Source organism: Halomonas daqiaonensis (assembly GCF_900109725.1).
GTDB lineage: Bacteria > Pseudomonadota > Gammaproteobacteria > Pseudomonadales > Halomonadaceae > Halomonas > Halomonas daqiaonensis.
In genome coordinates this window covers 193,138-214,358 of record NZ_FOBC01000003.1, presented here as the reverse complement: position 1 = coordinate 214,358, position 21,221 = coordinate 193,138, and the positions used below count along the sequence as shown (strand labels likewise).

The 21,221-nt window shown below is 67.6% G+C and carries 17 protein-coding genes; 8 read left to right on the top strand and 9 right to left on the bottom strand.

All coding sequences use genetic code 11. The features are described 5' to 3' along the window. Positions 1–67 precede the first annotated feature (67 nt). The 4 genes from BMY30_RS03690 (at position 68) to BMY30_RS03675 (ending at position 3,991) form a co-directional block, all read left to right on the top strand. Positions 68–703, top strand: a complete 636-nt coding sequence (locus BMY30_RS03690; protein WP_089710721.1) for a hypothetical protein — start codon at positions 68–70, stop codon at positions 701–703. Beyond that, positions 700–1,455 (top strand): DUF3307 domain-containing protein, encoded by a 756-nt coding sequence (locus BMY30_RS03685; RefSeq protein ID WP_089710719.1) that lies wholly within the window; start codon positions 700–702, stop codon positions 1,453–1,455. The genes BMY30_RS03690 and BMY30_RS03685 overlap by 4 nt, the downstream gene beginning before the upstream one ends. A gap of 141 nt (positions 1,456–1,596) precedes the next feature. Beyond that, the gene (locus tag BMY30_RS03680) at positions 1,597–3,318 is read left to right on the top strand and encodes a proline--tRNA ligase (protein WP_089710717.1); all 1,722 of its coding nucleotides are present in this window, start codon (positions 1,597–1,599) and stop codon (positions 3,316–3,318) included. Between the two features lie 22 nt (positions 3,319–3,340). After that, positions 3,341–3,991, top strand: coding sequence for a lytic transglycosylase domain-containing protein (locus BMY30_RS03675; RefSeq protein WP_089710715.1), 651 nt, complete (start codon positions 3,341–3,343; stop codon positions 3,989–3,991). Positions 3,992–4,105: 114 nt separating this feature from the next. On the opposite strand, the gene ccoM is transcribed toward BMY30_RS03675, so the two are convergent. From ccoM to rfaH, 3 genes are all read right to left on the bottom strand, one after another. Further along, entirely contained in the window at positions 4,106–4,219 is a 114-nt protein-coding gene (ccoM, locus tag BMY30_RS18440; RefSeq protein WP_425283419.1) for a cytochrome c oxidase subunit CcoM, read from the bottom strand. 128 nt (positions 4,220–4,347) lie between these two features. Next, the gene (locus BMY30_RS03665) at positions 4,348–4,854 is read right to left on the bottom strand and encodes an FKBP-type peptidyl-prolyl cis-trans isomerase (protein WP_089710711.1); all 507 of its coding nucleotides are present in this window, start codon (positions 4,852–4,854) and stop codon (positions 4,348–4,350) included. A 44-nt stretch (positions 4,855–4,898) separates the two neighbouring features. Next, positions 4,899–5,441, bottom strand: coding sequence for a transcription/translation regulatory transformer protein RfaH (gene rfaH, locus BMY30_RS03660; RefSeq protein WP_089710709.1), 543 nt, complete (start codon positions 5,439–5,441; stop codon positions 4,899–4,901). Between the two features lie 196 nt (positions 5,442–5,637). On the opposite strand from rfaH, the gene BMY30_RS03655 reads away from it, so the two are divergent. Beyond that, positions 5,638–6,999, top strand: a complete 1,362-nt coding sequence (locus BMY30_RS03655) for an AmpG family muropeptide MFS transporter (protein ID WP_089710707.1) — start codon at positions 5,638–5,640, stop codon at positions 6,997–6,999. Between the two features lie 22 nt (positions 7,000–7,021). On the opposite strand, the gene BMY30_RS03650 is transcribed toward BMY30_RS03655, so the two are convergent. Both BMY30_RS03650 and BMY30_RS03645 read right to left on the bottom strand, forming a co-directional pair. Beyond that, complete coding sequence (locus BMY30_RS03650) at positions 7,022–8,839, bottom strand: SEC-C metal-binding domain-containing protein (RefSeq protein WP_089710705.1); 1,818 nt, start codon at positions 8,837–8,839, stop codon at positions 7,022–7,024. Positions 8,840–8,902: 63 nt separating this feature from the next. Beyond that, positions 8,903–10,147, bottom strand: a complete 1,245-nt coding sequence (locus BMY30_RS03645; protein ID WP_089710704.1) for an ABC1 kinase family protein — start codon at positions 10,145–10,147, stop codon at positions 8,903–8,905. A gap of 126 nt (positions 10,148–10,273) precedes the next feature. Here BMY30_RS03645 and BMY30_RS03640 point away from each other — a divergent pair, with 126 nt between their 5' ends. From BMY30_RS03640 to BMY30_RS03630, 3 genes are all read left to right on the top strand, one after another. Then, positions 10,274–12,193, top strand: a complete 1,920-nt coding sequence (locus BMY30_RS03640; protein WP_089710702.1) for a DNA topoisomerase III — start codon at positions 10,274–10,276, stop codon at positions 12,191–12,193. Between the two features lie 43 nt (positions 12,194–12,236). Continuing rightward, positions 12,237–13,172 carry a ketopantoate reductase family protein gene (locus tag BMY30_RS03635; RefSeq protein ID WP_089710700.1) on the top strand — a complete coding sequence of 312 codons (936 nt, stop codon included), beginning with the start codon at positions 12,237–12,239 and terminating at the stop codon, positions 13,170–13,172. A 62-nt stretch (positions 13,173–13,234) separates the two neighbouring features. Further along, positions 13,235–13,807: a hypothetical protein gene (locus tag BMY30_RS03630; RefSeq protein ID WP_089710698.1), complete on the top strand. Its 573-nt coding sequence runs from the start codon at positions 13,235–13,237 to the stop codon at positions 13,805–13,807. Between the two features lie 137 nt (positions 13,808–13,944). Here BMY30_RS03630 and ppc read toward each other — a convergent pair whose 3' ends face one another. Genes ppc through BMY30_RS03610 form a run of 4 tightly spaced genes read right to left on the bottom strand, consistent with a single transcriptional unit; the run spans position 13,945 to position 21,221 of the window. Continuing rightward, positions 13,945–16,593, bottom strand: coding sequence for a phosphoenolpyruvate carboxylase (gene ppc, locus BMY30_RS03625; RefSeq protein WP_089710696.1), 2,649 nt, complete (start codon positions 16,591–16,593; stop codon positions 13,945–13,947). Then, a complete protein-coding gene (gene mazG, locus BMY30_RS03620; RefSeq protein ID WP_089710694.1) occupies positions 16,590–17,504 on the bottom strand; it encodes a nucleoside triphosphate pyrophosphohydrolase in 915 nt (304 codons plus the stop codon). Before mazG ends, ppc begins: the two co-directional genes overlap by 4 nt. Beyond that, positions 17,501–19,786, bottom strand: a complete 2,286-nt coding sequence (gene relA / locus BMY30_RS03615; protein ID WP_089710693.1) for a GTP diphosphokinase — start codon at positions 19,784–19,786, stop codon at positions 17,501–17,503. Before relA ends, mazG begins: the two co-directional genes overlap by 4 nt. Positions 19,787–19,799: 13 nt before the next feature. Then, a complete protein-coding gene (locus BMY30_RS03610; protein ID WP_089710690.1) occupies positions 19,800–21,221 on the bottom strand; it encodes a TRAM domain-containing protein in 1,422 nt (473 codons plus the stop codon).

Sequence of the window (21,221 nt, the reverse complement as noted above, 5' to 3'; positions counted from 1 at the left end):
AGGGCTATTAACTTGATAAATAGCCCTTGAAGGCTATGCTTGAGGCAAGTGCCCGGGAGGACCTGTCATGCCACAGCGAATCGCCGTGCTGACCGGCGACGTGATCGACTCGCGCAAGGTCGACGACCGACCTCGCCTCTACCGGCTGCTGGATGACTGCATTGCCGAGCTGACTGCCCGGCATGGCGGCCACGGTGAACGCTTCCGTGGCGACGGCTTCCAGCTCGCCCTGCCCAAGGCGGCGACGGCCATGGAGGCGGCAGTGGCGCTGCGGGCGACGCTGATCGAGCACTCTGAACCCGACCAGCGCTGGGATGCCCGCATTGCCATCGCGGTTGGGCCGGCGGAAGGGGGCATCGCGGAGGCCGATGGCGCTACCTTTGTGGCCTCGGGTCGCGCCCTGGATGCACTGGCCGACACCAACGCCCACCTCGCGCTGACCCCGCTGGACGCGCCCGAGGATCCTGGCCTCGCCCTGCTGATCCGCTTCGTCGATGACCTGCTCGATGGCTGGTCGCCTTACTCCGCCGAGGTCGTCGGCCTGAGCCTGCGTCATGACGCCTCCCAGCAGGCCCTGGCCGAGCATCTCGGCATCCGCCAGCCCAGCGTCCACAAGCGCCTGCGCGCCGCCCGCTGGGCCCTGCTCTCCGACACCCTCGACTACCTGCGACAACGCTTCACCGAGGAGGAGTGCACGCCATGAGCCCCGATGCCCTCTCGCTGCTCCTGGGCCTGGTACTAGGCCATCTGGTCGGCGACTTCATGCTGCAGCCGCGCATCTGGGTGGAAGAACGCTATCAGCTGCGCCACCGCTCCCCGCGCCTGCTGCAACATGCGTTGGTGCATGGCCTGCTCGCCGGGGGCATACTGCTGGTGGCAACCGCGGCCATGCCTCAAGGCCTGGCCGCGGTGCTGCTCGGCGCCCTGGTAGTAGCCGTCAGCCACTGGCTGATCGACCTGGCCAAGGCCCGATTGCCAGCCGGAGAGCTGCGCTGGTTCCTGCTCGATCAAATCCTTCACCTGCTGGTGTTGCTGGGGCTCTGGCTGGCCTGGCTCGGCAGCCTGGCCCCGTTGAGCGAGCTCGCCGCCTGGCTCACTTCACCGACGGTGCTGGGAGTCGCGACCGCCTACCTGCTGGTGACGCGCCCGCTGTCGATCGCCATCGCCCTGGTCATGCAGCGCTGGAGCGCGCAGCTCGAGGAGACCGGCACCCTGGCCAGCGCCGGAGCGCGCATCGGCGTGCTGGAACGGCTGCTGGTGCTGACCCTGGTGCTGCTGGACCAGCTCACTGCGGTCGGCTTCCTGCTCGCCGCCAAGTCGGTGCTGCGCTTCGGCGACCTGCGCGACTCCCGTGACCGCAAGCTCACCGAATACGTACTGCTCGGCACCCTGCTCAGCATTTCCACCACCCTGGTGCTGGGCATGCTGGTGCGCCTGCTGCTGTTGGAGGGCTGATCAGGGCCCGGGGAAACGCCGGGGAAACACAAGCTTTTGCCGCCTTGGGCAGCGGGCCGTACAATGCTCGGTCATTGCCGCCGACCTTCGCGGCCCCGCTTACGTCGCCCGTACGAACACGCTCGAGGAACCGCCGGACCCATGCGCGCTAGCCAACTGTTGATCGCCACCCTCAAGGAAACTCCCGCCGACGCCGAGGTCATCAGCCATCAGCTGATGCTGCGTTCGGGGATGATCCGCCGCCTCACCTCAGGCCTCTATACCTGGCTGCCGCTGGGCATCAAGACCCTGCGCAAGGTCGAGCGTATCGTGCGTGAGGAGATGGACCGCGCCGGCGCCCAAGAGGTGCTGATGCCGGCGGTGCAACCCGCCGAGCTGTGGCAGGAGTCCGGCCGCTGGGAGCAGTATGGCCCGGAACTGCTGCGCCTCAAGGATCGCCACGAACGCGACTACTGCGTCGGGCCTACCCACGAAGAAGTGATCACCGACCTGGTGCGCAAGGAAATCGCCAGCTACAAGCAGCTGCCGGCCAACTTCTACCAGATCCAGACCAAGTTCCGCGACGAGATCCGGCCGCGCTTCGGCGTAATGCGCTCCCGCGAGTTCATCATGAAGGATGCCTACTCCTTCCACGTCGACGAGGCATCCCTCAAGGAAACCTACCAGGCGATGTATGACGCCTACACGCGGATCTTTACCCGCCTGGGGCTGGACTTCCGCCCGGTGATCGCCGACAACGGCGCCATCGGCGGCACGGGGTCCCACGAGTTCCATGTACTGGCCGACTCCGGCGAGGACGACATCGTCTTCTCCACCGAGTCCGACTACGCCGCCAACATGGAGAAGGCCGAAGCGCTGCCGGCACCGCCGGACAGCGGTGCCCAGCGCCCCGCCCCCAGCGAAGAGCTGCAACTGGTCGATACCCCGAATGCCAAGACCATCGCCGCCCTGGTGGAGCAACACGGCCTGCCCATCGAGAAGACCCTCAAGACGTTGATGGTCCACGCAGCCGAAGGCGGTCTGGTCGCCCTGCTGGTGCGCGGCGACCACGAGCTCAACGAGGTGAAGGCCGAGAATCTCTCCGAGGTCGCCGCTCCGCTGACCATGGCCAGCGAGGAAGAGATCCGCGCCGTGGTGGGTGCCGGCCCCGGCTCGCTCGGCCCGGTGAACCTCGAGATGCCCATCATCATCGACCGCTCGGTCGCGCTGATGAGCGACTTTGGCGCCGGCGCCAACGTCGACGGCAAGCACTACTTCGGCATCAACTGGGAGCGCGACGCGACGCTGCCGAAGGTCGCCGACATCCGCAACGTGGTCGAGGGCGACCCCTCGCCGGATGGCAAGGGCACGCTCGCCATCAAGCGCGGCATCGAGGTCGGCCACGTCTTCCAGTTGGGGCGCAAGTACAGCGAAGCGATGAATGCCACCGTGCTGGGCGACGAAGGTCGTGCCGTGCATCCCTGGATGGGCTGCTATGGTATCGGCGTGACCCGCGTCGTGGCCGCCGCCATCGAGCAGAACCACGACGACGCCGGCATCATCTGGCCCGAGGTCATCGCCCCCTTCCAGGTCGCGATGGTACCGATGAACGCCCACAAGTCGCAGCGGGTGCGCGAGGAGTCCGAGCGGCTGTATCAGGCCCTCACTGCCGCCGGCCTCGAAGTGCTGCTTGATGACCGCGACCTGCGCCCCGGCGTGCGGTTCGCCGACCATGAGCTGATGGGTATTCCCCACCGCCTGGTGGTTGGCGATCGCGGCCTGGACAAGGGAGAACTGGAGTACAAGGGACGCCGTGACAGTGACGCTACCATGGTACCGGCCGAGCAGATCCTCGACTTCCTGGGCGAGAAGGTCGCTCGCTGAGCGCTGCCGGGCCGCCGCCCTGATGGCGGCCTGCTGCCTATCCGCCTCCACAGCAGTGGCCCAGGGTGACGGGGGCTTCATCGCAGCCCTGCCCGACTCGCTGTCGCCCGACCGGCCCGCGCCCTTCGTGCGTGCCCTGCCGGAGACGCCCGCCAGCCTGCGCGGCACCCTCGACAGCATCCGCTCCGCTCGCGTGGCGCCCGCCGAGGTCTGGGCTGCCCGCCAGTGGCTCAATGACATGGAGCCGCGCCTTGCGCGCTACATGCCTGAACCGGCATTGCGTCGCGAACTACTGGGCCGTATCCACCATGAGGCCCGGCTAGCCGGCCTGGCGCCGGAGCTGGTACTGGCAGTGATCCAGGTAGAGAGCGCCTTCCAGGCCGAGGCTGTGTCCTCGGCCGGCGCCGTGGGGCTGATGCAGATCATGCCGTTCTGGGTCCGCGAGCTGGGCCTGCCTGCCGACGACCTCAAGGACCCGCGTCGCAACCTGCGCTATGGCTGCACGATACTGGCCCACTACCTGGCCGTGGAAGGCGGCGACCTGACCCGGGCGCTGGCACGCTACAACGGCAGCCTGGGCAAGACCTGGTACCCGGAGCGGGTGATGCGTGCCCTGTCCCGCCACTGGTCGCCGACAAGTTCCGTCCCCATACGCATTACCGCCGAGCGCTGAGCTCAACCCCACCTGATCAGTACCGATTCAGCAGGCGAAAAAAAGCCGACCCAAGCGGGTCGGCTAGTGGGGGGAAAGCTCCCCCCTCCCCTGACGACTCTTGAAGCGGCTGGATCAGTGCTTCTTCTTGCGATGATCGCGAACGATGAACGCGACCCAGCCCCCCATGAAAGCGACCATCATCGTGACAGTTACGAGCCCGAAGATTACGGCGTCATCTAGATACATGGTGGTGTCCTCCCGTCCCGATGTGTTGGGAGAACTGTAGTCCCGCGGGTGGAGGCAAATGCTGACCTGAATCAAGTATCGCCACGAGCCCAGTGGGTCACGGGAAATCCGTTGATCCAGGTCAGTTTTCACGGCATCTTCTTGTCCTCGACCTCGCCGGGATCGGTGCCCGGGGGCAGCGGATGGCCCTTGGCGAGCTCGGCACGGGTGGCGTCGCGCACCTCCAGCACCTCGAGGCGGTAGCGCAGCGTCTGACCGGCCAGCGGGTGGTTGGTATCGATGACCACGGCGTCATCACGGACCTCGAGCACGGTGACGATCTCTGGGCCATCGTCACCCGGGGTCTGGAAGCGCATGCCCGGCGCGATGTCTTCCACCGGGAAGGCATGGCGGCCGACCTCGCGCACCAGCGCCTCATCGCGCAGGCCATAGGCCTCGGCCGGCATCAGAGTGACGGAGAGCTGAGCGCCAGCCTCCTGGCCCTCGAGTGCGCGTTCCAGGCCGGCCATGATGTTGCCGTGCCCATGCAGGTATTCGAGGGGCTGCCCGCGGGCATGGGAGTCATCGAGGACACTGTCGTCCTGATCGCTGAGCCGATAGTGCAGGGTCACGATCCGTTGGGGGGCGATGGTCATGGGATCTCCAGACGCGAATGGGTAAATGACAAGCAGGCCGCCACCTAGTCGCGGCGGCGCAATTGGCCGACGGGCATCTCCAGGCGCTGCTGCTTGTGCAGCATGTTGAGCAGCACGATGGCCCGCTCCTCGCCCTTGTGGCTGGCAAATACAGCCTGCAGGTCCTTGAAGGGCCCCTCGGTGATCTCCACCGCCTCGCCGGCACGGAAGTAGACATTCGAGCTCGCGTCCTCCTCGCCGCTGCCGTGCGCGAGCAGCGTCTCGATCAACTCATCGCTGACCGGCACCGGCATGGCCAGGCCGAAGGTGACGAGCTTCAGTACGCCGCGGGTAGAACGGATGGGCCGCCAGTTGCTGGCCAGCCGGTCGAGCCGGATGAACAGGTAATAGGGGAACAACGGCTCGCTGATCCACTCGAGCTTGCCACGGCGCTTCTTCTGGACCTGGAGCACGGGATGGAAGATCTCGTAGCCCTGATTGGCCAGGTGCTCGGCGGCACGAAAGGACTCTCCGCCCTTGCACTGGATTGCATACCAGCGGGGCACGGCATCGTCGTCTTCGGCCTGGCGAATCTCGGAATCGCTCATGTCGCTCCTGGTCGGGTTCGTGCTGGTGTCATTGCCGGGGCTCTGCAACAATCCCACCGCATGCCAGCCCGGATGAAACCGCTCGGATGACAAGGGTCGGACGCTGCCCGGCCCGGCTGCCGACGCGAGATTTTATCATTGATGATCGAGGCCTGCGTGGCCTCCGTCGAGTCCAACGCAAGGAGTGCTGACCGACATGCCGACCCCCACCGCCCAACGCAGCTGGCGCGATGCCCTGGCCATCTACCTGCGTGCGCCGGTCATCACCATGCTGTTCCTGGGCTTCTCCGCCGGCCTGCCCTTCCTGCTGGTATTCTCGACCCTCTCGGCCTGGCTGCGCAGCACCGGGGTCGAGGTGGCAGCCATCGGCTTCTTCGCCTGGATCGGCATGCTCTACTCGATCAAGTTCTTCTGGGCCCCGGTAGTGGACCGGCTCGCCCTGCCGCTGCTGACCCGCACCTTGGGCCAGCGCCGCGGCTGGATGCTGCTGGCCCAGGCGATGATCGCCACCGGCCTGGTAGGGCTGGCCGGGGTCGACCCGGTGGGCCACCTGCCTCTGGTGGCCGCCTTCGCCCTGCTGGTGGCCTTCGGCAGCGCGACCCAGGACATCGCCATCGATGCCTTCCGCATCGAGTCCGCGCCAGACGATATGCAGGCGGCCATGGCCTCGACCTACATCATCGGCTATCGCGGCGGGCTGCTGGCGGCCGGGGCTGGTGCCCTCTACGTGGCCTCGCTGGCTTCCTGGGAAGCGGCCTACCTGAGCATGGCGGCGCTGGTGGGCATCGGCGTGATCACGGTGCTGCTGCGACCGGAGCCCGAGCGCCTCTCGCTGACCACCCAACTGATCCACGAACCCCGGGTCCGCGCCTTCCTGCGGGCCTCCCGAGGTCGGCCTAAGCCGCTACGGCGGATGGGGGCCTGGGTGATCGGCGCAATCGTCTGTCCCTTCACCGATTTCTTCATGCGCCATCGGCGCAAGGCACTGTGGCTGCTGCTGTTCGTGGCAGTCTTCCGGATCAGCGACCTGGCCATGGCCTCGATGGCCAACCCGCTCTACATCGACCTGGGCTTCACGCTGGCCACCATCGCCAACGTCACCAATGTCTTCGGCATCGCCATGAGCATCGGCGGGGGAATCCTCGGCGGGCTGCTGGTGGCCCGCTACGGCATCGGGCCAATCCTCATACTGGGCGCGGTAGCCGCGGCGCTCACCAACCTGCTGTTCACGGCCCTGGCGCTGGCCGGGCAGAGCCTGCCGATGCTGGTGATGGCGATCGTCGGCGACAATCTGGCCAATGGCCTGGCCAGCGCGGTCTTCATCGCCTTCCTGTCGAGTCTCACCTCGCGCGCCTATACGGCCACCCAGTACGCGCTGTTCTCGTCGCTGATGACCCTGCCGGGCAAGTTCCTCAGTGGCTTCGGGGGATTGGTGGTCACTGGCGAGGGCTACGCGACCTTCTTCCTGATCTCCGCGCTGCTGGGGCTACCGGCCGTGATGCTGGCAATCTGGATCAGCCGCGACCCCGAGCTGGTGCCGGCACCTCGGGCCAGTTGATCGCCTTCATATGGCCGGCAGGTCAGTCGGCCAGCCGCGCCTGCAGCCAGGCCAGGGCACCCGGCGTGGTCCGCCACTGGTCGCGCATCAGGGTGCGGTACTGCCAGGCCTCGGCACGGGAACCGGGCTCGGCGACGCCCTCGCCGCCCACCGGGCGTGGGTTCTCGGCGCACAGCATGGCCACGGCGTGGGGGCTGTGGCGGCGTACTTCGCCCAGCGCCTCGGCGGCCTCGTCGCGACGCTCCAGGCGATAGAGCGCCAGCACACGGCCCATCAGCAGCCCCAGCGGCGGGGTTTCCTCATCGTTATCGAGTTCGCGCTCGCTCAAGGCCAGGGCCGCGCGGTCGCGGCCTTCCCGGAGCAACTGGTCGAGCACCAGCTCGCGCAATCCCAGGCTGTCCTGATCGTCCAGGGTGAGTAGCCGCTCGGCAAGCTCACGGGAGCGCGCCCGGGCACCACGCTCCATGCCCACCACCAGCGCCAGTCCGGTGCGCAAGAGTATGGCGTTGTCGGCGCTGTCCCACAGAAAAGGACCCTCGCCCTCGGCACGCACCTGCTCGAGCCAGCGCTCCAGGCGGCTGGCCAGGGGCTCGAACAGGCTCGGCGCCATCCACGGCAGGCTGCCGAAACGGCTGGCCAGCGCCAGTGCCAGGGATTGCACCACGGCGGGAGCATCCAGCCACTCGGGATGAGCGCACAGCGCCGGTAGCCACTCCCCGGCATGCGGCCAGGGGTCCTCGTCGAAGCCCATCGGGGCGTCACTCTCGACCTGGGACTTGAAGACCTTCTGCCAGGCGGCGAACAGCGTGTCCTCACGCGCGGTGGAATGATATTCGAGGCCGTCGTCGCCGCAGTGAATCTCCAGCCGCGGGGCCACGGGCAGCGATTCCAGCAGCGCCTGCAGGGCCACCAGCGGCTCGGCGAGGTCCTCCTCGGCACTCAGCAGCTGGTCGGCAAGCGTCGCCCCGGGGTTCTCGGCCAGGTCGGCGAGGAATTGCATCTGATCGGCGTCCAGGTCGCCCTGGCGGGCCAGGCGACGGAACCAGAAGCGCGACCGCTCGGCGGCCTCCTGCTCATGGCCCTCGTGCAGCAGCAGCATGGCCTCGATATAGGCCAGGGTCGGCGAGTCGGGCAGGGCCTGCTGGGCGCGCACGAAGGCCGCCCGGGCGCTGTCCAGGTCGTCGTTGTCCAGATGCATCAGGCAGAGCCGTTCCAGGGCCACGCCGCGCAGGAACAGCGGCCCGCGGTCGAGCACGGCATCGAGCAACGCCTCGCGCTTGCGGTGGAAGCCGCGCTCCTGGTAGAGATCGATGAGGATCTCGAAGGCGGGCTCGGCCTGCTCGGGGAGGGTCAGCCAGTCGGCACGCTCGAACAGCGACTCGAGGATCTGCTGGGCCCGACCCCGCTGGCCGGACTCGGCGGCGATCAGGCCGGCCTCGAGCAGCGCCTGTGCCGGGGCGCGGCCGCTGGCCAGGGCAGCCTTGAGGGTATCGCCCTTCCAGTCGCGCAGCGAGAGCATCCACATCAGGTGCGGCGGAACGTGGCCGGGCAGGCTGACCGCCCCGCAGCAGTGCTTGGTCTTGCGCCCGGAATCGCACCAGCAGGGCTCATTGCGCCCGGGCCGAGCCAGCGGCTCGGCGTCGAAGTCGAGTCGCGCCAGCGGGGTCTGGGACCACAGCTCCGGGGCCAGCGCCTGGGCCAGTGGCAAACTGCCGCCGACCAGGGCCGGCCCCTCGTCGCGGGCCCAGGCCATCAGCGTGGGGTAGCGCTCGTCCTGGCGAATGGCCTTGAGCGCCCCCGAGGCAAAGCCCAGCAGCTGTTCCACCCATACAGCCAGCATCGTGCACTCCAACGTTTGGAAAGCGGCATAGTCTACCAGTCTGCCAAGGGGCTTGGCAGCCGTTCATCCCCTTGCCCACGCCAGTAACGGTCGAGTGCGTGCCTGCATATCCAGCCGGGCGCCGAGACGTACCAGGTTCCAGTAGTGGCCGTTGAGGGTGCGTGACAGCAGCAGAGTATCCGCCGGGGGTTGCAGGCGGTCCATGGCCGCCCAGACTTTCGGGGAGAGCTCGCGCAGTCGACGGTGTACCCGCACGTCACCGAAATCCTGCTCGCCAGGCTGAAACAGCGGTTCCACGGCCTCGGCGGACTCACGATAAAGCGCGAGCGGTGCCCCCTGTCCCTGGCGGCCACCCAGCTTGAGAACCGCCTCGTCCATGGCCATGGGATCCTTCGCCAGGGTCGCCTCGAGCAGTTGCAGCATCGCCCGCAAGCGCGCCTCGGGCACCGGGATCACTGCGCCCAGGTCATAGATGACCAGCTGTCCCCGATCGTTGACGGCGAAGTTACCCGCGTGGGGGTCGGCATGAAGCTCACCATGTGTGAAGAGCTCCTCGGTGACCCAGTCGGCCAGCGTCTTTGCGACCCTCTGGCGAAGGTCGTCATCGCCTGCCTCAAGCTCGCGCAGCGGTGTTCCTGGCTCGTAGCGCATGGCCAGAACCCGGGGGCCAGAGAACTCAGGCAACGGCTCGGGAATCACCAGGCTGTCGAGATGGGCATAGCGCCTGCGGTAGCGGGCCAGAGCCTCCGCCTCGGCATGGTAGTCCAGCTCGCCGCGCAGGCTGACCGACAGCTCCTCGAACAGCGCATCGAGGCGCGCCTGGGGCACCTTGAGCCAGCGTCCCAGGCGCATCAAGCGTCGCACCTGTGCCAGGTCGCTCTCCAGCACGTCGGCAAGTCCCGGATACTGCACCTTGAGCACCAGGGTCTCACCGTCCAAGGTCGTGGCGCGATGCACTTGCCCCATGGAGGCACTGGCGAAGGGCCGCTGCTCGATGTCGTAGAACACCTCGTCCAGGTCCCCGTACTCCTCGACCAGAGTGCGGCGGATGCCCTCCCAGGGCATCGGTTCGGCCTGGCGCTGCAGGCGTGAGAGCTCCTCGGCGAGGTCCGGCGGCAGCAGGTCGTCCCACTGGGACATGATCTGGGCCAGCTTCATCGCCGGCCCCTTCAGCTCGGAAAGCCCCTCGAAGAGGGCCTCTCCCAGAGCCCGCCAGTCGGCCTGCCCACCCATTCGAGTGCGCATCAGCGCCCCGCCGGTGCGGGCGCCGAGCCCCAGCAGACGTCGGGTGCGGCCGCGTTCGCGCATGACCTTTGCTCCTTCTCTTTCGATAACAGTTGTACAATCATTGTACATGTACCGATGCAGCTTACACCTGGCGAGGCGTGGAGAATACTGGAAGAATGTCCATGCCATTCATCGCGACGAGCCATCATGCGACTGATCATCGCCGAGAAACCGAGCCTGGCCCGGGCCATCGCCGAGGCCCTTCCCGGCTCCCCGCGTCGCGACGACGGGGCCCTGGTGGTGGGTGATACCACGGTCACCTGGTGCCTGGGCCACCTGCTGGAGCAGGCCCCGCCCGATGCCTACGATCCTGCCCTGAAGCAGTGGCGCCTCGACCATCTGCCGATCCTGCCGAGCCGCTGGAAGCTGATGCCTCGCCCCAAGGCCCGCGGCCAATTGGCGGTGATCCGTCGGCTGCTCAAGTCTGCCCACGAGGTGGTACATGCCGGCGACCCGGACCGCGAGGGCCAGTTGCTGGTGCAGGAGGTGATCGAGCACCTGAGCTGGAAGGGACCGGTCTCGCGGCTGCTGATCAGCGATCTCAACCGCCCGGCGGTGCAGAGAGCGCTCGACCGGCTCGAGGACAATGCCCGCTTCGAGCCTCTCTACCAGGCGGCCCAGTGCCGCGCCCGGGCCGATTGGCTCTACGGCATCAACCTGACCCGGGCCTGGACGCTCATCGGCCGACAGGCCGGCCACGGCGGGGTGCTCTCGGTGGGACGAGTCCAGACCCCGGTACTGGGGCTGGTGGTGCGCCGGGATGCCGAGATCCGTGATTTCGAACCGAAACCCTTCTTCGTGCTCTGGGCCGAACTCGCCGTCGCGCAGGGCCAACTGCGCGCCTGGTGGGTGCCCGGGGAGACCCATCCCCTCGACGACCAGGGGCGACTGCTGGCCCGAGAACCGGCCGCCGCCCTGGCCGACCGCCTGCCCGGCGCCGAGGGTCGGCTCACGGCCCTGGAACGCCGCGACAAACGCCAGGCGCCTCCCCTGCCCTACTCGCTTTCGGCGCTGCAGGTCGACGCGGCGCGGCGCCACGGGCTCTCCGCCAAGGCGACTCTGGACATCTGCCAGCGTCTCTACGAACGCCATCAACTGATCACCTATCCGCGCTCGGACTGTCGCTACCTGCCCGAGGAACATTTCGCCGCGGCACGGGCCACCCTGGAGGGTGCCTGCCGCGCGGACGACACCCTCGGCCAGTGGCTGACCGGGGCGGATTTCTCGCGGCGCTCCAGGGCCTGGGACGACCGTAAGGTCGGCGCCCACCATGCACTGGCGCCCACCGGCAAGCCCGCCGATCTCTCGCGGCTGGAAAAGGCCGAGGCCGATGTCTTCCGGCTGATCGCTCGCAACGTCCTGGCGCAGTTCTACCCGCCACTGGCCACCCGCGAGGTAAAGGCGGAGTTCCGCCTCCTCGACGAGACCTTCCGCGCCCGCGGCCAAGAGATCCTCGAGCCCGGCTGGAAGCCGCTGTTCACCACTCGCGACGAGGCCCCGCCGCTGCCACCACTCACCGAGGGCGAGAGCTGCCGGGTCCATGAGGCCGGCGTCGAGGACCGTGAGACCCGCCCGCCGGAGCCCTTCACCGACGCCAGCCTGATCAAGGCGATGATGAACATCGCCCGCTACGTCGAGGATCCGGCCGTCCGGCGCACCCTGCGCGAGCACGACGGCCTGGGCACCGAGGCGACCCGGGCCGGCATCATCGAGACCCTGGTGGAGCGCGGCTACCTGGTGCGCCAGGCCAAGGCCCTGCGTGCCACACGCTTGGGCAGCGCGCTGATCGCCTCGCTGCCCGAGGCGGTGGGCCGCCCCGAGCGTACCGCGCTCTGGGAGCAGCGCCTGGGTGGCATCGTCGAGCAGGGCGACGCTCCGGCACCTTTCCTCGCGGCCTTGATCGACGACCTGCAGGGTCTGCTCGCTGCCGCCGACGCCGGCCGCATGCGCGAGGCCCTGCACAACGCCCGGGGCGAGCAAGCCCCTGCCGCCCGTCCGACTCGCGGCAAGCGGCGCGGAGGCTCGCCCCGCAAGGCGGGCGCGGCACGCCGAACCCGCCGCTCCTGACTCTGCGATCATGAACTGCACTCATGACCCTGGGAGGCACGCCATGACCCCATCGACACATTGGATCGTCGGCCCCGGTGCCTTGGGGCGGCTGATCGCCCTGCGGCTGGCCGAGCGGGTGCCGGTAAGGCTGGTCGGCCGCCGTCCGCTTCCCGCTCGTCAGACCCTGGTCTCCCCGGAAGGCAAAACCCGGGAACAGTCACTTGCCATGGCCCGGACCGATGCCCTGCCCATGGAAGTACCGGCCGTGGTGCACTTGACCACCAAGGCCCACGCCGCGGAGGCGGCCCACGCCACTCTTGCCGCCCAACTGCCTTCCGGGGTGCCCTTGGTGCTGTGGCAGAACGGCTTCGCCTGTCAGCCGGCGCTCACCGAGCGCCACGACGGCCCGGTGCTCTGCGCCACCACTACTGAGGGCGCCCATGTGCAGGCCGACGACCGAGTGATCCATGCCGGCCATGGCCATACCTTCCTGGGTGCCCTGGACGGTAGCAATGCGGACCTGGCCAGGGCGCTGGCGCGGACCCTGACCGACGCCGGACTGCCGGCCGAGGCGGTCGACGATATCCGCATACGGCTGTGGCGCAAGCTGGCCGTCAATGCCGCCATCAATCCCCTGGTCGCCCGCTTCACTATCCGCAACGGCCAGCTGCGCGACCGACCCTTCCGTCCCATGGTCGAGCGGTCGATCAACGAGGTGGCAGCGATTCTCGCCGCCGAGGGCGTCACTCCGCCCGGCGGGAGCGGCCTGGAGGGCTGGCGGGAACTGGTCTGGCAAGTCATCGAGGCCACGGCGGCCAACCGTGCCTCCATGCTGCAGGACGTGCTGGCCGGCCGAGTCACCGAACACGAGGCGATTCTCGCGCCGCTGCTGGCGGCCGCCTCACGACACCAGCTATCGGCCCCTTGCCTGGCACGGCATCTTCAGGACCTGCGCCTGCGGACGCAGAAATTGGCGGAACCGCCGACGACTTGCTAGGCTGAACTGGATAATAATCTAGAGTCGCCGGCCCTCAGACTGCCGACCCAAGGTAGGGGAACATGCAACCGGAATCACGCCTCGCCATCGCAGTGGCCGGCTTCCTGGCGCTGGCAATATCGCCCTTGCAGGCCGACTCGACCATTCCCGCTTACGGGGGTATGGAGAGGAAGCTGGTCTACCTCGACAACGGTATGCTCGTTCAGGGAAGCGACGTCGACACTCCCGACGGTTATACGTCGGGCTTCCGTCTCACTGCCGGTTTCACGCCGCAGCACCTTCCACGCCTCGACCTCGGCGCCGAGTTCAGCTACCGCGAAAGCGATGACGTGCCGGTCTCCCACGCCGATAGCCAGCAGCTCCTCGACACCACCAGCCTAGGCGGCAGCCTGGTGGCCGGGGTACGTTTCGGACCTCTTGGTCTCTATGCCAAGTCGGGCCTGGCGGAGTGGCAGGGAGACCCCGTCGGAAATGGTGACCAACTTCGCGAGGGCGGTGGCACAGCCAGGGTGCAGGGCTTCGGGGCTCGCCTCCAGCTGCGCCACCTGGTCAGTCGGCTGGAATTCGAGGAGATCGATGACCCGACCATGGACCACCTAAACCTGATGACCGCCTCGGTGCATATTCCTTTCTAGCTGCAAGCTGCAAGCTGCAAGCTGCAAGCTGCAAGCTGCAAGCTGCAAGCTGCAAGACAGCATAACCTGAATACCTAAGGAGCAAGCCAAGGGGTTCCTTGGAGCTTGCTCCTTGAAGCTTGACGCTGGCCGAAGGCCTACCCCGTATTGCGCAGCCCGGCGGCGATCCCGGCCATGGTTACCATCAGCGCCCGGGAAAGATCCGCGCTGATCGCTCCATCGGCATCGCGGTTACGCTGCAACAGCTCGGCCTGCAGACCGTGCAGTGGATCGATGTAGGGATTGCGCACCTCGATGGCCTGGCGGATCAGCGGTGTCCTCTCCAGCAGCTCCTGCTGGTCGAGCACCTGCAGCAGTGCCTCGTGGAGTCGACCGAAGCGTGTGCGAAGCCGCTCGCCGAGCGCCTTGAGGGCCGGCTCGTCGATCAGCCGGTGTTCGTAGTAGGCGGCGATTCCCACATCGGCCTTGGCCAGCAGCATCTCCAGCATGTCCAGGTAGGTACCGAAGAAGGGCCACTGGTCGCGCATCTCGCGGAGCACCTCGAGACCGCCCTCTTCCTCCAGGCGCTGGCTGAAGGCCTCGCCACTGCCCAGCCAGGCCGGCAGCATCAGGCGAATCTGGGTCCAGGCGAAGATCCAGGGGATCGCCCGCAGGGTCTCCACACCACCATCCTGGCGACGCTTGGTGGGTCGCGACCCCAACGGCAGGCGTCCGAGCGCGCCTTCCGGCGTCACCGAACGGAAATAGGGGACGAAATCGGGATCCTCGCGCACCACCCCCACATAGGCACCGTGGGCCACCTCGGCCAGGCGGTCCATCTCCTCGCGCCATTCCGTCTTTGGCGCCGGGGGCGGCAGCAGGCTCGCCTCGAGGACCGCACAGGCATAGATCTCCATGGAACGCAGGGCGATCTCCGGCTGGCCGAACTTGAAGCGGATCATCTCGCCCTGCTCGGTCACCCGCAGGCTGCCATTCACCGAGCCCGGCGGCTGGGAGAGGATGGCGGCGTGGGCGGGCCCGCCTCCCCGACCCACGGTCCCCCCACGGCCATGGAAGAGGGTGAGGTCGACGCCGTGACGCTTGCAGACCTCCACCAGCGTCTCCTGGGCTCGGTACTGTGCCCAGGCCGCGGCCAGCTGGCCGGCGTCCTTGGCAGAATCCGAATAGCCGATCATCACCTCCTGGCTGTCGCCGGCCAGGGCGCGGTAGCCCGGTAACGCCAGCAGGTGGTCGATGACCTCGCCGGCGTGGTCGAGGTCATCGAGGGTCTCGAACAGCGGCGCGATGGGCAGGCTGACCGTGCCCCCCACCTCCTTCATCAGCAGCGCCACGGCAAGCACGTCGGAGGGCTGGGCGGCCATGGAGATGATGTAGGTTCCCAGCGCCTCTCGGTGCTCGGAGGCGATGACCCGAAAGGTATCGATGACCTCGCGGGACTCGGCGGAGCACTCCCAGCGACGCGGGATCAGCGGACGCCGAGAGGCGAGCTCGGTGAGCAGGAACTCCTGGCGCTGCGCCTCGCTCCAGTCACGGTAGTGACCGAACGCCAGACCATGGGTGAGTTCCTCCATCACCTGGGCGTGGCGACTGGCCTCCTGGCGCAGGTCGAGCTTGGTCAGGGTCACCCCGAACACCGCCACCCGACGCAGAGTGTCGAGCAGCACGCCGTTGGCGATGGTGTCGAGCCCCACATCACACAGCGAGCGATAGCAGGCCAGCAGGGGGGCATAGAGCTGGTCGCGAGTCTCGATGATGGGCCCGCCCTCGTAGCTGCGCCCGTCGAGTTCGGCCTTGGCCCAGTCGCGCGTCGCCTCGACACGACTCGACAGTCGCTTGAGCAGCTCGCGATAAGGTTCGGCAACGTCGCCCACCTCGGCCTTGAGCGCGCTGTTGGCCTTCCACATGGAGAGCTCGGCCTTGAGCTGCTCCAGGTCGCGCAGATAGAGGTCCGCCGCCATCCAGCGCCCCAGTAACAGCACCTCGCGGGTTACCTTCGCCGTGACGTTGGGATTGCCGTCGCGGTCACCGCCCATCCAGGAGGCGAAGCGGATCGGCGCGGCATCCAGCGGCAGACGCTCGCCGGCGGTGTCCAGCAGCAGGTTGTCGAGATCGCGATGAAAATCGGGAACCGCCTGCCACAGGGAGTTCTCAATCACCGCGAAGCCCCACTTGGCCTCGTCCACCGGGGTTGGGCGCTCGTGGCGTATCTCGTCGGTGTGCCAGGCCTGACTGATCAGTTCCTCCAACCGGCCTTGGGCACGCACCCCGCGTTCCGGGTAGTCGCCGGACGACTCGATGGTGCTGAGACAGTCGTCGATGGCGTCATATTTCTGGATCAGGGTGCGGCGGATGACCTCGGTGGGATGCGCAGTCAGCACCAGTTCGACGCGCATGCCGGCCAGGGTTTCCACCAGCTTGCGCGGTGAATGACCGGCACCCCGGGCCCGCTCCAGCAACTCGGACAGCACCGGCTGGGAACCGGGCTTGTAGTCCTCGACCCGGCGGAAACGCGACCGATAGTGCTGCTCGGCGATGTTGGCCAGGTTGAGGAACTGGTTGAAGGCCCGGGTCACCGGCAGCAGGTCACGGTCGGGCAGCTTGCGCAGGTACTCGATCAACTCGCGCTGGCTGCCGTCCTCGCCCTGGCGACCGCGCTTTGCGAAGCCGCGAATGGTCTCGATGCGATCGACGAAACCCGGGCCCAGGTCATCGGCGATGGTGCGGCCCAAGCTGTCGCCCAGGATGCGAACATTGTCACGCAGCGATTCGTGCAGGTCATGGCTCATGGCCGGGGCTCTCCTTGCGACGATTCCCGAACGGGGGTGTCGAGGTGCTTGGCGGCCTGCCAGTGGTGCTCCATGGCTTCCAGGCCGGCCTCCTGCAACGGCACCTCGTCGGCGGCCAGGGCCGCCTCCACGTGGCGGAAGCGTCGCTCGAACTTGGCATTGGTGGCGCGCAGGCACTGCTCGGGATCGGCCTTGAGGGTACGCGCCAGGTTGGTCACCGCGAACAGCAGATCGCCTACTTCCTCGGCGGCATGCGTCCGGTCCCCTTCTGCCAGGGCCTCCGCCACCTCATCGAGCTCCTCGCGGATCTTGGCCAGCACGCCGCGGGCATCGGGCCAGTCGAAGCCGACCCGGGCGGCACGCTTGGAGAGCTTGGCAGCCCGGGAGAGGGCCGGCAGGGTGCGCGGCACGTCATCCAGCACCGACGCCGCGGTGCTGTTGTGCGGCGAGCCAGGGGTGTCGCTGGCCCGCTCGGCGCGCTCCTCGGCCTTCAGCGCCTCCCAGCGGCTCTCTATGTGTTTTTGATGGGGAACCTGACGGGTCTCCATTTCCTCGGCACTCATTCCAGGCGGGCGGCGCGAGGCCAGGGTGCCGTCGGGGAAGACGTGGGGATGGCGGCGCAGCATCTTGGCGGTCAGGACATGCACCACCTCATGGAAGTCGAAGCGACCCGCCTCGGCCCCGAACTGGCTGTAGTAGACCACCTGGAAGAGCAGATCACCGAGCTCGCCGGGGAGCTCGCCCCAGGCTCGCCGCTCGATGGCGTCGGCGACCTCGTAGGCCTCCTCCAGGGTATGCGGCACGATGGAGTCCCAGTCCTGCTTCACGTCCCAGGGGCAGCCCTGCTCGGGGTCGCGCAGCACGGCCATCAGCTCGAGCAGGTCGTCGAGGTCATAGCGAGACTCACTCATGTCGTTCTCCTCTTGCGCTTGCCGGACTTACCCTCTCCGCCCCCGCTGCGCAGGCGACGCACCTCGATGACGTTGGGCAGCTGCTGGATGCGCGAGAAGAGACGTCCCAGGGTCTCCAGACCGTCGACCTCGACGGTGATGGACAGGCGCGCGATGCCGTCATCGGTATCGGTCAGGGTGTTCACCGAGAGCACGTTGACGCGGTCATTGCTGAGCACGCCGGTGACATCACGCAGCAGGCCCGAACGGTCCCAGGCCTGGATCTCGATATCCACCGGATACTGGGTGCGGGGGCGCTCGCCCCACTCCACCTCGATGATGCGCTGGGGTTCGTCCAGACGCAGCTGAAGGATATTGGGGCAGTCCTGGCGATGCACGGTGACGCCACGCCCCTGGGTGATGAAGCCGACGATGGCGTCACCGGGAACCGGGTGGCAGCAGTTGGCCATGCTGGTCTTGAGGTTGCCCACCCCGAGCACGGTGATGTTGCTGTCGCCACCCTTGCCCGGGGCCTTGCGGGGCTTGGCCAGCAGGCGGTCGAGCTGTTCCTGGTCGTCGCTCTCGCCGAACAGCTGCTGGGCCTGGTGCAGCACCTGGCCGATGCGCAGGTCGCCGGCGCCCAGGGCGGCATACATGTCGTCCGGGGTAGGATAGTTGACCTTGTTGGCCAGGGTGGTCAGGTCCATGCCCTCGACGTCGAGCCGCTTCATTTCGCGCTCGAACAGCCCCCGGCCCTCCTCGAGATTGCGGTCGCGAGCCTGCAGCTTGAACCAGGACTGGATCTTGGCCCGTGCCCGGGACGTCCGCACATAGCCCAGGTTGGGGTTGAGCCAGTCGCGGCTCGGCCCGCCCTTGCTGGCGGTGAGGATCTCCACCTGCTGGCCGGTCTTGAGTCGATAGGTGAGCGGCACGATGCGGCCGTTGACCTTGGCCCCCCGGCAGCGGTGGCCCACCTCGGTGTGCACGCGGTAGGCGAAATCGATCGGCGTGGCGACCCGAGGCAGGTCGATGACGTGGCCGTCCGGGGTGAAGACGTAGATGCGGTCCGGGGCCACGTCGCTGGTCAACCCCTCGCGCAGGTCGCCGAAGTCGCCCACCTCTTCGTGCCACTCCAGCACCTGGCGCAGCCAGGCGATCTTCTCCTCGTAGCTGGCGCTGCGCGCGCTGGTGTCGTGCCCCTTGTAGCGCCAGTGGGCACAGACCCCGAGCTCGGCCTCCTCGTGCATGGCAAAGGTACGGATCTGGATCTCGAGCACCTTGTTCTCGGGGCCGAGCACCGCGGTGTGCAGCGACTGGTAGCCGTTCTTCTTGGGGTTGGCGATGTAGTCATCGAACTCGTTGGGAACGTGATGCCAGCGCGAATGGACGATGCCCAGCATCGTGTAGCAGTCACTCACCTCGGGGACCAGGATGCGCACCGCCCGGATGTCGTGGACCTGGGAGAAGTCGATGTGTTTGCGCTTCATCTTCCGCCAGATCGAATAGATATGCTTGGCGCGCCCGTCGACCTGATAACGCCTGATGCCCTGGGCCGACATCAGCGCCTTGAGGGTCTCCACCACCTCGCTGATGTAGCGGTCACGGTCCATGCGCTTCTCGGCAAGCTGCCGGGCGATGGTCTTGTACTCTTCCTCGTGCAGGTAGCGGAAGGAGAGATCCTCGAGTTCCCACTTGAGATGGCCGATGCCCAGACGGTGGGCCAGGGGCGCATAGATGTCGAAGACCTCGCGGGCCACCTGCAAACGCTTCTCGCGCGGGGCATCGCGTACCTGGCGCAGGGCGCAGGTCCGCTCGGCAATCTTGATCAGGGCGACGCGGACGTCGTCGATCAGGTTTACCAGCATCTTGCGCAGGTTGTCCTGCTGGTCATGCTGGCTCAGACCCTGGCTGGGTGCCTGAAAGGTACCGATGGCCGCCATCTGCAGCACGCCGTCGATAAGGCCGGCAACCTCGTGGCCAAAGCGCTTGTCGACCTCATCGAGGCCGATCAGCTTCTCGCGGACACCGCGATAGAGCACTGCGGCCTCCAGCGCCGGCTGGTCGAGCTTGAGCTCACTCAGGATGTCGGCCATCTCCAGGCCCATGCGAAAGCTCGAGCCATCCTTGAGCCAGGCCTTGTGGGGGCGATCGGATGCCATCTCCAGTTGCCGGGCCAGCTCGCAGGCGCGGCGCATCTCGTCGACGTCGCGTAACTTGACGTCGTGCTGCAGGCGGGTGAGCCACTGGTCGATATCGACACTTCCATCCCGGGTCAGCGGCTGTTCTTCACGCACTTTAACCATCGCTTTACCCTCCTTAGGCCTGCTGCGCCGAACCGGGATACGCGAACAGCAGCATGGATTCCAGATGTGAGGTGTGCACGAACATGTCGGCCACGGCCACACGCAGGGGGCGATAGCCACCATGCACAAGCTGTGCCGCATCCCGGGCCAGGGTGGCCGGGTCGCAGGAGATATAGAGAAGGCGCGGCACCGGATGTTCCACGAGTGCCCGGCTCACGGCCTCGGCCCCTTCCCGAGGCGGGTCCAGCACCACGACGTCGGGAGCGGCCTTCTGAAGCAGCGCGCGCACGGCCGGCAGCTTGGCGAGATCCGCCTGGTGCGCCTCGACGTCCAGCCCCCGTCCTTGTGAAATGGCGCGTGCATTGTCGCCCAGCCGCGCGACCATCGCCGGGTTACCCTCCGCCGCCGTCACCCGAGCCCCGGCGGCGGCCAGCGGCAGGCTGAAGTTGCCCACGCCGGCGAACAGATCCAGCACCCGGTCACCGGCGGCAAATGGCGACAGCCATGACAGGGCCGTGCTTATCATCAGGCGGTTGACCTCGTCATTGGCCTGCAGGAAATCGCCGGGGGCGATGCCCAGGGAGAGCTCCCCATCAGGCCCCGGCACCTGGCAGTGGAGTGCCGGGGCAGGGGTCAACCACTCGAATTCGGGCGCCTCGCGACCCAGCCAGCGGGCCAGGTGAAGGCCACGGACCTCGGCGAAGGCCTGCCAGCGTCGAGCGTCCGCCGGGTGATCACGCAATTGGCGTACGACCACTACCACCGCCTGGTCGCTCTCGAGCAGTTCGAGGTGCCCTACCTGGCGAGGCGCCTCGAGGGTTGCCAGCAGCTGGTGCAATGGCACCAGCAGGGCGTCCAGGGCCGGCACCAACACGGTGCAGGCCTCGATGTCGACCAGCCGATGGGTATGGCGGGCGCGAAACCCAAGGTGGACCCCACCATCGGCGTCCACCTTGACCCCCAGGCGGGCGCGACGACGGTAGTCCTCGCCTGCGCCGGCAAGCAGCTCGGGCGACGCTGCCAGGGCGATGCCCTGGCGCCCCAGCAATTCCTCCAGGACAGCCTGCTTGTGGCGGCGCTGCGCCGGCAATGCGAGATGCTGCAGGTCGCAGCCGCCACAGCGACTGAAGTAGGGACAGGGCGGCGTTACGCGCTCCGGCGAGGCCGTCAGCAGCTCCCGCACATGGGCCTCGTCGAAGCGCTTGCGGGTGCGATGAACGGCAACTTTCACGTGCTCGCCAGGAAGCGCGCCCTCGACGAACACCGTCTTGCCATGGGCATTGCGTGCCACCCCGCGCCCATCATGGGCCAGCCCTTCGACCTCCAGTGTGTCTTGCTCGGCGGCGGGGGCCTCCCGGCGCTCCTCCTGGCGCCCATGCAACCCCGAGACGCCCGACGACGCACGCGTGGGACGACGTTTGCCCAGCATGGCCAT